The organism is uncultured Olsenella sp. (assembly GCF_959602185.1).
Classification (GTDB): Bacteria; Actinomycetota; Coriobacteriia; order Coriobacteriales; family Atopobiaceae; genus Olsenella_I; species Olsenella_I phocaeensis.
Genome location: NZ_CAUGRZ010000009.1, coordinates 70449 through 84742, shown reverse-complemented (window position 1 = coordinate 84742; position 14294 = coordinate 70449). Strand labels below are relative to the sequence as shown.

The 14294-nt window shown below is 66.7% G+C and carries 12 protein-coding genes; 5 read left to right on the top strand and 7 right to left on the bottom strand.

Annotated features, from left to right (window positions below):
• Positions 1–43 precede the first annotated feature (43 nt).
• The 5 genes from Q5923_RS07405 to aspS all read right to left on the bottom strand — a co-directional run bounded on the left by Q5923_RS07405 (position 44) and on the right by aspS (position 5327).
• Complete coding sequence (locus Q5923_RS07405; RefSeq protein WP_303133186.1) at positions 44–1294, bottom strand: FAD-dependent oxidoreductase; 1251 nt, start codon at positions 1292–1294, stop codon at positions 44–46.
• Between the two features lie 143 nt (positions 1295–1437).
• Positions 1438–2583 carry a glycerate kinase gene (locus tag Q5923_RS07400; protein WP_009277937.1) on the bottom strand — a complete coding sequence of 382 codons (1146 nt, stop codon included), beginning with the start codon at positions 2581–2583 and terminating at the stop codon, positions 1438–1440.
• Positions 2584–2622: 39 nt separating this feature from the next.
• Entirely contained in the window at positions 2623–2937 is a 315-nt protein-coding gene (locus Q5923_RS07395; RefSeq protein ID WP_072499811.1) for a glutathione S-transferase N-terminal domain-containing protein, read from the bottom strand.
• A 142-nt stretch (positions 2938–3079) separates the two neighbouring features.
• The gene (gene crcB, locus Q5923_RS07390; RefSeq protein WP_072499810.1) at positions 3080–3451 is read right to left on the bottom strand and encodes a fluoride efflux transporter CrcB; all 372 of its coding nucleotides are present in this window, start codon (positions 3449–3451) and stop codon (positions 3080–3082) included.
• A 100-nt stretch (positions 3452–3551) separates the two neighbouring features.
• On the bottom strand, positions 3552–5327 hold the full coding sequence (gene aspS, locus Q5923_RS07385) for an aspartate--tRNA ligase (protein WP_303133182.1): 1776 nt from the start codon (positions 5325–5327) through the stop codon (positions 3552–3554).
• A 553-nt stretch (positions 5328–5880) separates the two neighbouring features.
• Between aspS and Q5923_RS07380 the strand changes: the two genes are divergently transcribed.
• From Q5923_RS07380 to Q5923_RS07360, 5 genes are all read left to right on the top strand, one after another.
• A complete protein-coding gene (locus Q5923_RS07380) occupies positions 5881–7344 on the top strand; it encodes an efflux RND transporter periplasmic adaptor subunit (RefSeq protein WP_072499808.1) in 1464 nt (487 codons plus the stop codon).
• Between the two features lie 8 nt (positions 7345–7352).
• On the top strand, positions 7353–8084 hold the full coding sequence (locus Q5923_RS07375) for an ABC transporter ATP-binding protein (RefSeq protein ID WP_062529582.1): 732 nt from the start codon (positions 7353–7355) through the stop codon (positions 8082–8084).
• Complete coding sequence (locus Q5923_RS07370) at positions 8081–9313, top strand: ABC transporter permease (RefSeq protein WP_072499807.1); 1233 nt, start codon at positions 8081–8083, stop codon at positions 9311–9313. Before Q5923_RS07375 ends, Q5923_RS07370 begins: the two co-directional genes overlap by 4 nt.
• Before the next feature lie 189 nt (positions 9314–9502).
• On the top strand, positions 9503–10153 hold the full coding sequence (locus tag Q5923_RS07365) for an HAD family hydrolase (RefSeq protein WP_072499806.1): 651 nt from the start codon (positions 9503–9505) through the stop codon (positions 10151–10153).
• A 258-nt stretch (positions 10154–10411) separates the two neighbouring features.
• A complete protein-coding gene (locus Q5923_RS07360; protein ID WP_009277945.1) occupies positions 10412–10720 on the top strand; it encodes a hypothetical protein in 309 nt (102 codons plus the stop codon).
• A gap of 287 nt (positions 10721–11007) precedes the next feature.
• Here Q5923_RS07360 and Q5923_RS07355 read toward each other — a convergent pair whose 3' ends face one another.
• Both Q5923_RS07355 and Q5923_RS07350 read right to left on the bottom strand, forming a co-directional pair.
• Positions 11008–12630, bottom strand: coding sequence for a 4Fe-4S dicluster domain-containing protein (locus tag Q5923_RS07355; protein WP_072499805.1), 1623 nt, complete (start codon positions 12628–12630; stop codon positions 11008–11010).
• A 225-nt stretch (positions 12631–12855) separates the two neighbouring features.
• Positions 12856–13581: an RluA family pseudouridine synthase gene (locus Q5923_RS07350; protein WP_303133176.1), complete on the bottom strand. Its 726-nt coding sequence runs from the start codon at positions 13579–13581 to the stop codon at positions 12856–12858.
• Positions 13582–14294 lie beyond the last annotated feature (713 nt).

Below are 14294 nucleotides of genomic sequence, written 5' to 3'. Positions count from 1 at the left end.
GGGTCCCATGGCCAAGCGGCCTTGGTTCTTGCGAGACTCTGGCCTACTCCTGCGCCGCGACCGGACGCCCGGACTCGTCCAGCCCCATGTAGCGCAGCATGCCGACGACCGCCCTCTTGGCCCCCTCGACGGAGTGCACCACCGTCTTGGGGCCGTTCACCACGTCACCCGCGGCGAAGACGCCCTCGACCGTGGTCATGCAGTCGTCATCCACCACCAGGGTCCCCCGCTCCGTGCCCCTGAGTCCCTGGGTGGTGAGGATCAGCTTGTCCTTGGGCACCTGCGAGACGCAGAAGATCACCGTGTCGCACTCCACCTGAACGAGTTCGTCGCTCATGTCGATGACTTGTCCCTCCTCGTCTAGGATCGAGCGGCGGAACACCGGCCCCCTGTCGTTGATCGACTCGATGGACTGCCCGTAGACGATCTGCGCGCCATCGAGTTGCGCAAGCTCCACCTCGTCAGAGTTTGCCGAGACGCCACCCCAGTTGGAATACAGCGTCACGCGACGCGCCCCCTGGCGGATCGCCGTGCGCGCCACGTCCATGGCGACGTTGCCCACGCCGATGACGGCGACGTCCTGGCCGATCTCACAGACCTCGGGGTTGACCAGGTAGTCGATTCCGAAGAAGACGTTGCCGCGCGCCTGCCCCTTGATGCCCAGGGTCTTTGCGCGCCAGGCGCCAGTGCCCACGAAGACGCCGTCGTAGCCGTCACGCAGGAGGTCGTCGAGCTTCAGCGCACCGCCAATCGTCGTGTTGGGACGCACGAGCACGCCCAGGCGATCGAGCAGCGCACGATAGCGGTCGATGATGGAGTTGGGCAGCCTGAACTCGGGGATGCCGTAGCGCAGCACGCCGCCGATCTCCATCTTCTGCTCGAAGATCGTGACGTCGCAGCCAAGGGCGGCAAGTTGGATGGCAACCGTGAGACTCGCGGGACCGGAGCCCACCACGGCGACGTGGCGTCCGTTGCGCTCAGGCAGCTCGTCCGGCCCCATGCGGTCCAGGTATGCGTCGGAGATGTAGTCCTCGATGGCCGAGAAGTGGATCGGGGTGCCCTTGCGCCCCCGAATGCAATGCCCCTCGCACTGCGCGCTGTGGTTGCACACCAGCGCGCACACCACGCTCATGGGGTTGTTCTCGAAGAGGGTCCTGCCCGCCTCCTCCATCCTGCGCTCGCGAAACATCTGAATCACCTGGGGGATGGCCGTATGGACCGGGCATCCCTCCTGACAGAGGGGCCTCTTGCAGTTGAGACAGCGGTCCGCCTCCTCGACTATGTGCAGCGCCAATTCGAACCTCTCCCTTTGTGTCATCTGTGCGCCCCCGCCCCCCGGCAGGATGGCGCGCGTGCTAACCCCAGATTCCGCCACGGGAGAGATGAGGTCAAGCGAGAACGACGTGCTGCCCCTCTGCACTCGTGGGCACAGGCGGGCTAGACCGCGGACCGACCCAAGAGGAAGGCCCGGACCGCCGACTCGGCGGCAAAGGGCACGCTCCTCTCCACGCCCCTCATGCAGTCCTCGAGCGAGCATGGCTCGTGGACGCAGGGAACGACGAGGTCGACTCCCTGCGCGTACGCGGCCTCGAGCTCGTCGGAGCAGCTTCCCACCACCGCGACCACCGGCTTGCCCTGCGCCTTCGCACGACGTGCCACGCCGACCGGCGCCTTCCCGCAGGCGGACTGGGCGTCCATCCTTCCCTCGCCGGTGATGACGAGGTCAACCCCCGCAAGCGCCTGGTCGATGCCGACGGCATCCAGAACGAGCTCGATGCCACGTCCCGGCCTGGCGTCGGCGAGCGCCATGAGGCAAGCGCCCAGGCCTCCGGCAGCACCGGCGCCCTCCACAGCCGCGACGTCCCTGCCGCAGACGCGGTGCAGGAGCTCGCCCCATCCGCTCATCCACCCGTCATAACGGTCGAGCTCGCGTGGGTCCAGCCCCTTCTGGGGTCCGAACACCCTCACCGCCCCAGCGGAGCCAACGAGCGGGTTGGTGACGTCGAGCAGGAGCTCCATGTCCACCTCCCCAAGGCGCGGGTCCAAGCCCGAGACGTCCAGCGACTCCACGCGCACGAGCCCTGCGAGGCCCTCCTCGACGGGCATGCCGTAGCGGTCGAGGAGCCTGGCCCCGAGCGCCTTGGCGAATCCTGCGCCGCCGTCGCTGGTGGCACTGCCGCCCAGGCCGACAAGCACCCTCCGCGCGTCCTGGTCCAGTGCGTCAAGCAGCAGCTGCCCCAGGCCGAAGCTCGAGGCGGCAAGGGCGGAGGCGGGGCTGCGGTCGGAGAGGCCGATGCCTATGGCCTCCGCCGCCTCGAGCACGGCGCACCCGTCGTCCAGCAGCGCATAGCGCGCGTCGACGGGCACGCCCAAGGGCCCCCTGACCTCGAGGTGTCGCAACCTGCCACTCCGAGCGGCAAGCAGGGCGTCGATGGTTCCCTCTCCCCCGTCCGCGATGGGCAGGCAAAAGACGCGTGCGTCAGGATCTACCCGACGCACGCCTCTCTCGACGAGCTCTGCGATTGTCCTGCTCGACGCCGAGCCCTTGAAGGAGTCGGACGCCACCAGCACGCTCAGCGACATGGACGACGACCTCCCGTCGGCCTCGGTTCCCGAGACGCCCTAGAAGGAGCAGCCGCCCCCGATGGTGCAGACGCCGCCCGCAGGCGCCGCCTCGTCAGCGGAGGTTGCCCCCACTGCAAACTCCTTGGCCAGATAGGCCACGATGTCGCCAGACTCGTACAGGGGGGCGCCGTCGATGAAGAGGCAGGGCACCTGCCTCTTGCCGCCCACCTCGACGAGATGGTTGAGGTCCTCCTCGCTGCGGCTGATGTTGTGCAGGGGCAGCTCGATGCCGTTCTTCTTCATGAACGAGAGGACCTTGTGGCAGAAGGGACAACCGTCCTTGATGTAGAGCTCGAGCGTCTTTTCAGCCATAACGGACTCGCTTTCTTCGCATGCGGCGGATGGGGCCGCGCCTTGTCTCTGATGGGAGTCATATACCCCAAGCGGAGTCGTGCGAAGCACCGGGCATGGGGTCGGTCGTCCCTCCTTCAACGGCGCCCGCTCACGGCAAGGCCTAGGAGACGAGCATCCTGCCCAAGGCGATCCCGCAACCCACGGCAAAAAGGCAGCTCGCCACGTTGGCGACGACGTTGAGCGCGGCTCCGACCCAGTTGCCGGAAGAGGCGAGCTGGAAGGTCTCGTTGGAGAAGGTGGAAAAGGTGGAGAGGCCGCCGCAGAGGCCCACCGCCAGGAAGAGCCGCAGCCTCTCGGGCATCGGGGCGGCAAGGCCCACCCCGGTGACCAGGCCGATGAGCAGGGCAGCGAGCAGGTTGGCGACCAGCGTGCCTGCAGGCAAGGCCGGGGTGACCCCCTTGAGCCACACACCCAGCTGCCAGCGTCCCAGGCTGCCCAGGAAGCCTCCCAGGCCAACCGCAAGTGCCTCCATGGCACACCTCCATAGCAAAGGGGCGGATGGATGGCCCACCCGCCCCGAAGACACAGAATGACAAGGGCTGACGCGACTCTCGCCACCCCGGAGAGCAGGGCTAGAGGAGCCTCAGCGAGACCTCCTTGAGCTGGCGGTCGCTGACCTCGCCGGGCGCGTCGCTCATGAGGTCGGAGCCCGAGGTGGTCTTGGGAAAGGCCATGACGTCGCGGATGGAGTCGGAGCCGGCCAGCAGCATGCAGACGCGGTCGAGGCCCAGAGCGAAGCCGCCCATGGGGGGCGCGCCAAACTCGAGGGCCTCCATCAGGAAGCCGAACTGCTCCTTGGCGCGCTCGTCATCGAAGCCCAGCAGGCGCAGGATCCGCATCTGCAGCTCGGCGTCGTGGATGCGCATGCCGCCGCCGCCCGCCTCGAAGCCGTCCATGACGAAGTCGTAGGTGTGCGAGCCGATGGAGAGGACCTCGTCGCGGTCCTCGCTCGCAAGCAGGCCGAGCTGGTCCTCGATTGGCTGGGTGAAGGGTTGGTGCTCCGCCGCGAAGGCGTTGCGCTCCTCGTCCCAGTGGAAGAGGGGGAAGTCGACGACCCAGAGGAAGTCGTGCCCCTCGCGGGGAAGCTCGAGGGCATCTGCCATGTGGTTGCGCATGCCGCCCAGGATCTGGTCGCACTCGAGGCGGTTGCCCACCGCGAAGAGCACGAGGTCGCCCGGCTCGACGGAGAGCTCGGCGCGCACACCCTGGACCTCCTCCTCCGAGAGAAACTTGGCGATGGGGCTCTTCAGGCTGCCGTCCTCATGGAAGGCGAGGTAGGCCAGGCCCTTGGCGCCGAAGCCCGCCGCGACCTCGGAGAGGCGGTCGATCTTGGAGCGTGCCCAGCTGCCCGCACCCTTGGCGCAGATGGCCTTGACATGGGCCTTGGGGTCGGCGGCGGCACTCGCGAAGAGCTTGAACTTCGAGGCAGAGAATACCTCGCTCACGTCGTGGATCTCCATCCCGATGCGAGTGTCGGGCTTGTCGCTGCCATAGCGGTCCATGGCGTCCCAGTAGCCGATGCGCCGCAGGGGAAGCTGCATCTCGACGCCAACCTTGGAGAAGGCGTCGGCCAGGACCTCCTCGAGCTCGTCCATGACGTCGTCCTGCTCGACGAAGCTCATCTCGATGTCCACCTGCGTGAACTCGGGCTGGCGGTCGGCGCGCAGGTCCTCGTCACGGAAGCACTTGGCGACCTGGTAGTAGCGCTCGACGCCACCCACCATGAGCAGCTGCTTCAGGAGCTGCGGGGACTGCGGCAGGGCGTAGAAGTGACCCGGCTGGGTGCGGCTGGGCACCAGGAAGTCGCGGGCCCCCTCGGGGGTCGACTTGAAGAGCGCGGGGGTCTCGACCTCCATGAACTCGCGGCCGTGCAGGGCCTCGCGCAGGGCGAAGGTGAAGTCTGAGCGCAGGCGCAGCCTGCCCATCATGCTGGGGCGACGCAGGTCGAGGTAGCGGTAGCGCAGGCGGATGTCCTCGGAGATGTCAAGCTGGTCCTCGATCTGGAAGGCAGGGGTCTTGGAGCGGTTGAGCACCTCGACGCTCGCGGCCAGGACCTCGATCTGGCCGGTCGCCACCTTCTCGTTCGCCTCGGGACGCTCGCGCACGACGCCCTGGACCTTGATGGGCCACTCGGGACGGATGGCCTCCGCCACGTGGAAGGCATCGCCGCCCGCGTGGTCGGGGTCGAACGAGACCTGCGTCAGGCCCTCGCGGTCGCGCAGGTCGACGAAGATCATGCCGCCGTGGTCGCGACGGTGCCAGACCCAGCCCGTGAGGGTAACCTCGTGGCCGATGTCCGAGGTGCGGAGCTCCCCGCAGGTGTGGGTGTGCATGCTGTGTGAGTCCATGGGTTCCTCTCGCCTCTTCCGCCCCGTGCCGTTGCGGGCGGACCTACAGATGACGGCGTCCCGGCGTAGACGGCGCCGACGCGCGCAACACGCCAGTCTAGCAGCATCGGGCCACACCGTGGCCGCTAGTTGCCCGATGCGCCACCACGCCCGCACGCAGGCGGCGGAGCGCGCGTGTCATGAACGAAGCAGCGATGCGAGCCCACCGGCTCAGCGGAGGTAGTAGACGAACGAGTCGATCCTCTCGTCGATGCCGGCACTGAACGTGCCCGCGATCCGTGAGTGCGGTGCGGGTCTTGCGACCTTTTGCCTGCGTGCCAGCCAAAAAATCAGGTTATGGTAACTCTCATCACTTGACCACCTTGTTGCCATGGCAATGCGCCCTCGCGACGCAAGGGAGAAAGACAGTCTTAAGCTTTGCTTATTTCTCTTCCCAGGTCGTTGCCACGGGCCGGGGGGTCAGGTAGATTTCTGATTTAATTACCACCCATGATCCGTGCGAGCACATGCAACGCGTGACGCCTTGCGGCGTCCTGTGCGGAATGGAGCAAAGATGCCTTTAGACGATTCCACCGACTCGAACACCAGCCGGCCCGGAGCTCCCAAGAGCCCCCTGGGAGAGGATGCGCGGCAGCCCGCCGCCCATCTCGGGCAGACCACCCGGATGGACCTCCCGGACATCCCTCCGGTCATCGGTGCCGCAGGAACCGATGACGGCGACGTCGACGCGGAGCTCGAGCGCCAGACCGCCCTCGCCATGCAGAAGGCCAAGGAGCGTCGTGCCAAGCGCAGGCGCAAGCGCCTCATCAAGGTGGGCGTCGCCGTAGGCATCGTTGCCGTCATCGCAGGCGGCATCGCCATCTCCAGGCAGCTCGCGGCGCAGGGGGCACAGCAGGCGACCCCCATAACGGCACCCGTCACAAAGCAGGACTTCTCGAGCACGGTGAGCGCCTCGGGCAAGGCGCAGCCCCTCTCGTCCACCATCGTCACCCCCGAGGTCGACGGCATCATAGAGGACGTGCAGGTGAAGGAGGGCTCGGTGGTGAGCGAGGGCGACGTGCTCTTCACCCTCAAGAACGACTCCCTCGACAAGGCAGTGCGCGAGGCGTCGCAGCAGGTGAGAAGCGCCCAGAACGGCGTCAACAGCGCCCAGACCACCCTCGACAACGCCTGGGACTCCTACAACAAGGCGCTTGACGCATGGAACAGCGCCCCGGACGCCGAGACCCAGAAGGGCATGACCCATCCCGACCAGGTGTACGCCGAGGTCGAGAGCGCCCAGTCCAGCCTCGAGGGCGCACGCATCTCGCTCGAGGGCGCGAACGACGCCTACAACGAGGCCGTGGCCAACACGTCCAAGCGGACGGTCAAGGCTCCCTGCTCCGGCAGCGTAGTGGCGGTCAACGCGGTGGCAGGCGCCTCTGCGGGAGGGGCCGCCGGTGGCACCGGGCAGGCTGGCTCCGGTCCTTTGGTGCAAATCGCCGACGTCTCCCAGATGACGGTCACCGCCCAGGTCAACGAGGTCGACATCTCGAAGCTCGCCGTCGGCCAGAAGGCGAGCGTGAGCTTCTCGGCCCTCCCCGAGCTCAACATGGAGGGCGAGGTCACCCGCATCGCCACCGTCTCGACCGGAAGCGGTGACAGCGGCGGGAGCGGCTACGGCGTGGTCACCTATTCGGTGGAGGTGCTCATCCCCAGCCCCGACCCGAGCCTCAAGCCAGGCATGACGGCAAACGCCACCATAACCACCCAGAGCATCCCCAACGCCCTGACTGTCCCGGCGACCGCCCTCACCCCCGGGGAGGGGGAGACGTGCACGGTCGAGGTCGTCAAGCTCTCGGACGACGGCTCCAGCATCGCGTCGAGCGAGAAGCGCGAGGTCAAGGTCGTCGCACAGAACTCCAGCGACGCCGTGGTGGAGGGCCTCAAGGAGGGCGAGCTCGTCCTCCTGGGCACGAGCGGCGGAAGCTCCGACGAGGACTCCGGAGCCATGGCCGGCGCCGGCATCATGTACTAGGGGCAACGATGGACCTCGTACTCGACGTTCGCGACATACACCGCATCTACGAGACCGAAGCGGGGCTGACCCATGCCCTAAGAGGCGTGTCGCTCCAGGTCAGGCGCGGCGAGTTCCTCTGCATCATGGGTCCCTCGGGCTCGGGCAAGTCGACCCTCATGAACACCCTGGGATGCCTTGACACCCCCACCTCCGGGACCTATCTCCTGGAGGGGACCGACGTGTCCACCCTGGACGACGACGAGCTGGCAGAGCTGCGCGCCACGCGCATCGGCTTCGTGTTCCAGTCGTTCAACCTGCTGCCCCGCTCCACGGTGCTGCGCAACGTCATGCTCCCGCTCATCTACTCGGACTGCCCCGTGCGCGAGCGAGAGGAGCGTGCCATCCGAGCGCTCGCCGCGGTCTCGCTTCCCGAGCAGTACTTCGACCACAAGTCCAACGAGCTCTCGGGCGGGCAGATGCAGCGCGTCGCCATCGCCCGCGCCCTGGTCAACGACCCGGCGCTCATCCTAGCAGACGAGCCGACCGGCAACCTCGACTCCGCCACGGGCGACATGGTCCTCGGGACCTTCCGCCGCCTGCGGGAGGAGGGGAAGACCATCGTGCTCATCACCCATGACCCAGAGGTGTCGGCCTGGGCCGACCGCACCGTCCACATCAGGGACGGCAGGCTCCTCACCGACGCGCAGGAGCGCGAGCTCGTCCGTCACAGCAGCACCGGAGGAAGGGGGCTCACGTGAGGGCACGCGACCTTGCCAGCGAGACCTGGGAGGCGCTCGACGCCAACCGGGGCCGCTCGCTTCTCACCGTGTTGGGCATCGTCATAGGAATCAGCGCCGTCATCGCCATGACCGCGCTGATTGGCGGCATCAAGAAGGCACTGGTGAGCAGCTTGGGGCTGACGCAGGCCAAGGCAGTGTACATCTCCGTCTACACGGGTGACCCCATCACCCAGCAGGACGTTGGCTACATCGCCCAGGCGCTTCCCGACTACGAGTTCGTCACGGGCATCTCGTACGGATCGGCGGACGTCACCACACAGAAAAAGCAGACCAACGCCCAGGTGATGGGCGTCAGCCCCGAGTTCTTCCAGGCTCAGAGCAGACATGCCAGCTCGGGCAGGCTCGTCTCGTCCGATGACCTGGACAGGATGTCGACCGTCGTCGTCATAGACCAGAACGCCGTGGGCCTCCTCTTCGGCGACGCCGACGCGGAGGCGGTGGGAAGGACGGTCCGCCTGGGCAACGACGACTACACCGTCATCGGCGTGTTGCCCGCCACGGGGGCGGCGACGGGCAACGGCATCACGGTGTACGTCCCCCGCACCACCTGCTGCGCCCGCATCACCGGAAGCCAGACCGTCGACCAGATCGTAGCGTTTGCCCGCGACGGCGTGGACGTGGACCAGCTCGTGAAGTCGACCAAATCCACACTCGAGGCCCACTACCACGTCCAACAGGACGCGAGCTCCGAGGGGGGGACGGGCGGCGGCATCATGGTCTATTCGATGAAGCAGATCGCAGACCAGCTCAACTCGACCATGCTCGCCTTCCAGCTGCTCATGACGACCGTCGCGAGCATCTCCCTCGTCGTGGGCGGCATAGGCATCATGAACATGATGCTCACCAACGTCACCGAGCGCATCCGCGAGATAGGCCTGCGAAAGGCGCTGGGCGCAAAGAGGTCCGACATTACCAAGCAATTCCTGCTCGAGTCGATCTGCCTCTGCCTCGCTGGCGGCGTCATCGGCATCGTCTTGGGCTATGCCGGCGCCTTCGGGCTGGCCAAGGCGGCAGGAGCGGGCATCATGAGCGGCATGGGGGGCTCCGGCGGCATCACGCCCGTCATAGAACCCACCGCCGTCACCCTGGCGACGAGCATCTGCGTCGCCATCGGCATCCTCTTCGGCTTCTATCCCGCCCGTCACGCCGCACGCCTGGACCCGGTGGAGTCCCTGCACTTCCAGTAGGAATCGCAGCGAGGGCGAACCGCCCCTCTCGCCCGCGAGCACCCCTTGGAGGCCCCCGCGACCGGCGCCCTGCCGGAGACGCGGGGGCCTCGCCTTGTGGCGGGACCTGGCGGTGGGCTCCTGCCCCACGTCGGGAGCCTATACTCAGGGCGGTAGGAGAAACCGCGGGACGCGGAGGAAGGCAGGGACATGGCATACGAGGCGGCCATCTTCGACCTGGACGGGACTCTACTTGACACCCTTGACGACTTGCACGCCTCGGTCAACCATGCCCTCTCCTCCGAGGGGCTGCCCGGCCGCTCCAAGGACGACGTGAGGTCCTTCCTGGGAAACGGCGTGGCCCGGCTCATCCACCTGAGCGTCCCCGAGGGCACGCCCGTGCCTCAGGAGGCGCGTGCCCTCGCGACCTTCCGGGCTCACTACGCCCGCCACAACGCCGAGCGGACCGCCCCCTACCCACAGGTCAAGGAGCTGCTGCGCGTGCTCTCGGGCGAGGGGGTGCTGAGGGCCGTCGTGTCCAACAAGCCCGACTCCGCCGTCCAGGACCTGGTGGCGACCTACTTCGGGGGACTCTTCGACGCAGTCGTGGGCGAGCGGCCCGACGTGAGGCGCAAGCCCGCGCCGGACTCCCTCCTCGCCGTCACGTCCCAGCTGGGATGCCGGCCGGAGCGGGTGGTGTACGTGGGCGACTCCGAGGTGGACCTCCAGACGGCAAGGAACGCGGGCGTCGACTGCATCGCCGTGAGCTGGGGCTTCAGGGACGTGGGCTGGCTGCGCGCCCAGGGCGCCACCACGATCGTGGGCACGACCGAGGAGCTTGCCGAGGCCATCCTGTTCTGACGCCGAGGAGGCGTCGCCCCTCGGCAGAGGGGTGGAGACGACACCAGGCTCGATGCAGGACCGACCAGAGGCCTTACGCCGACGGCAACCCCGCACCATTACGGCCTCGTGCCGGTGACGGGTCAAGCCTCCCCCACCCGCACGTCCCTAGGCCACGTTTGCCTAAAGCATCGCGAACCGGCGAATGGGAGCGGCCGCGGGGCGGTACTATTTTTTCAGCAGCACCGTTGGCAGTATTCCTTCGAGAAAGGATGCGATATGGGCAAGAAGGCAGCTGAGGAGCTCGAGATAAATTACGACGAGCTGGCCGATTACCTGCACAGCAACCACTCCGTATACATGAAGGTCGACAACGACGTCTACTACCTCACAGACGTCAACTTCGAGGCGTGGCGCGCGCAGGACACCAGCCGGCGCAACTCCAAGAACCACTTCGTCGACTGCAGCGACCTCGTGCCGACCGTCGACGAGTTCCTCTCCCTTCCGTTCATGCATGGCAAGACCATCAAGGACGTCTTCGACTCCGCCAAGTTCTATGCCTCGGTGAAGGGCGTCAAGGAGCCCTAGGCCCCTCCCCTCGTTCGCGATAGCACGCATCGGACCGCGTCTGCCAAGCTGGCAGCGCGGTCTTTTCTTGTGCGCGACCGCAGCGGTCGAAAGACCCCAAGGACGACTGCGGGGGAAGCCTGCGGGCTGGATGCGCAGAACAGCAACGGACTGCGCGTCATTCTCGCCTGACCTGGGAAAAGGCGAGAGGACCGCGCATTCCACGATTGGTCTGCGCGATCCTCTCCCTTTCTTCTGGCGCTCCCTTTCTTCTGGCGCTCGAACCGGGCGGCCGCAGATGACGACCCCTAGCGCTTGGGCTCCTGCGCCTCGCGGCTCTCCGCGACCTCCAGGTCCTCGTCTTCCTTGGTGAAGCCCTTCTCGAGCATGGGAAGGAGCATGCGGTAGGAGTTCTCCGTCGCGTTGAGGTGCGGGGACTTCTTGGCGTAGCGCTTGACCGCCGCCGTCGACTTGTTGATGGCGACGAGCGTGCCGGCGCCCGCCACGCAACCGCCGGGACAGGCCATGCCCTCGATGAGGTACCCCGGATACTTGCCCTTCACGGCGTCCTTCATCATCTTGCGGCACTCGTCCAGCCCCTCGGCGTTGACCACGTTGACCACACGGTCGGGGTAACGACGGTGGATGGCGTTGACCACCGCGTTGGCCACGCCACCCGCGACGGCGAAGTTTCGTCCGTCGGTGCTGGCCACGTCGAAGTCGCTCTTGTTGTCGTCCTCGAGGCTCAGGTAGTCGATGTCGCGAGCGTCCATCATGCCCGCCATCTCCTCGAAGGTGAGGACGAAGTCGACCTCGCTGCGCACGCTCCTGCGCATGGCCTCGAGCTTCTTGGCGGCGCAGGGTCCGACGAAGACTATCTTCGCGTTGGGATGCTGCGCGCGAATCATGCGGGCGGTGAGCGTCATGGGCGTGAGGGCCATGCTCACGCAGTTGGCGTGCTCCGGGAACTCGCGCTTGGCCATGACCGACCAGGCGGGACAGCAGCTCGTACCCATGAAGGGCAGCTTGTCGGGCACCTCCTCGAGGAAGTCCTCCGCCTCCTGCATGGCGCAGAGGTCGGCGCCCAGCGCGACCTCCTCGACGCCCGAGAAGCCCAGGAGCTTGAAGGCCTCGCGCAGCTTGCCCACGTTGCCCTTGCCGCCGAACTGGCCCACGAACGAGGGGGCGACGGCAGCGATGACCTCCTGTCCCGAGTGGATGGCCCAGATGACCTGGGCGATCTGGCTCTTGTCGGCGATTGCGCCGAAGGGGCAGTTGACCAGGCACTGGCCGCAGCTCACGCACTTCTCGTAGTCGATGTCGGCGCGACCGTGGTCGTCGGAGCCGATGGCGTTCATGCCGCAGGCAGCGGCACAGGGACGGACGTGGTGGTGGATGGCCTGGTAGGGGCAGGTCTTGGCGCACATGCCGCAGTGGATGCAGGCGCCCTGGTCGATGAAGGCCCTCTTGTCCACGAACGAGATCGCGTTCTTGGGGCAGATCTCGCGGCAGGGGTGTGCCAGGCAGCCCTGGCAGGCGTTGGTGACCTCGTAGACGTTGTCCTTGCAGGAGTTGCAGGCAAACTTGATCACGTTGATCAGGGGCGGCTCGTAGTAGGCGAGGTCGGCCGTCTCGGCCTCCTTGAAGCCGTCCGAGATGCGCGCGGGCCGCTCGACGCCCTGCAGGGGCAGACCCATGGCGAGGCGGATGCGCTCGCCGATGATGGCGCGCTCGAGGAAGACGCTCTCGCGGTAGGTCGCGACGTCGCCGGGAAGGATCTTGAACGGCAGCTCGTCGAAGGCATCGTCTATGTCGCTGTCGGTCTTGCTGGGGTCGTCCCCCATCGCGTAGCAGACCTTCGCCACCTCGCGGAACACGTTGCGACGAATCTCGGTAAGGTTGGTGTACACGCCACGCATGCTGCCGGCCATAGGAACCTCTCTCGCGTGCGCCGGACGAACCGGCGTCCCCTCCTGAGCCGGCCCCCGCCGGCGTGCGCCCCATAGGGCTGCCCCACCAGTATGCATCAAAGCGAGAACCACGTGGACACGCGGGCCGCAGGCAGGCGTCCGCGAGGGTGCTAGCCGCGGCTGCGGAGCCAGAGGTCCTCTCCTGGGCGCCCCGCACAGGTGGCACGGCCGCCCCTCGGCCCTGTGCTAGCCGCGGCGGCGGAGCCAAAGGTCCTCTCCCTTGGGGAAGGCCTCCTCGAAGCGGGCGGGCCAGGCGGTCGAGAGGCGCAGGTGCTCGCCCGTCACGGGATGGTCGAGCTCCTCCTCGATGGCGTGCAGCATAAGCGAGTGCTCCCGGCGCGCGCCACGCCTGCCCCGGTGAGTCGCGGGGCGGCTGCGACAGCTGCCGTAGAGCGGGTCTCCCACCAAGGGGAACCCCAGGTGGGAGAGATGGACTCGAATCTGGTGACGCCTGCCTGTCAGGAGTTCTATGGCCACGAGAGAGATGCCGCCCTCCGTTCCCAGCAGCCGCGCACGCGTGTGGGCCGGCCTGCCCGTGCGGCTCGCGCGCATGCGACGGGCGTCGTGGCGGTCGCGCCCGAGGGGCAGCTCGATGTCGCGCGTCCCTGTGGGAAAGCGCCCCTCCACCAGGGCGACGTAGCGCTTGCGGATGCCACGCATGGCCACGAGGGCATCCAACCTGGGCTGGATCATCTTGTCAAGCGAGAAGAGCACGAGTCCCGAGGTGTCGACGTCCAGCCTCTGGACGGGCTGCAGGCCACTGGCGTCCGTCCCCTGGGCCTCGAGGAGTTCGCGCAGATCGTCCGTGAGGGTGCGGGCGCCGCTGCCGTCGCCATGAACCAGGATGCCCTGGGGCTTGTCCACCGCGGCGAGCCACTGGTCCTGGTAGATGAGCCCGAGCCCTTTGCCCACGTTCCTCTCCCCTCCCGCCGGTCGGCCCCTGCCAGCTGGCGAGGGCACATCATCCGACAAATCTCACCTGCCGGGTGCTAGACGTACATGCCTTTCATTTTTGTCGGTACATTCTTGACCACGATATACCGGCAAACGCACCAAAATAACTCATATGACAATGATGTGATCTGTTTATCGGTCTTTCTCTGCCGACAAACAGGCAAGTTGAGCTACTACTGCACAGCGTCTTCTTGTTTGCCGGCAGGTCGTATCACCCCTCAGCCATGAACCACGGCGACATGAATTTTGGTAGAACTTGTGGACGAGCCTGACGCTTCGCCCCAAACTGCCAAACTCTCGCCAGTCGTGCGACCCTTCCAAGCTGCCCTCGGTTCCGTGAACGGTATGGGCCCAGCAGCATACCCTGCAGGCTGGTGCCAGCCATATGCAGGAAATCACCTGCTCAGAATCCTATTCTCTGGCAAAGCGAGCCGGTACCTTGGCGTGCGAGCTACCCACGTCCCGCCGCACGCGGCAACGAGCTAGCTGCACCCCATCGCGCACAGCAGAAGACGAGGAGAATAACGTGGCCATCTACCTGGGAGGACGAACGGCACTTGACATCTGGCGACGCGCATCCCTGGGGCTATGCGCGATGCCCATCAGCTGCACGTGCACCAGCCTCGTTGACTCCGCCGCTTCATCAAGAGAGCTTGTCGCGGCAGTCCAGT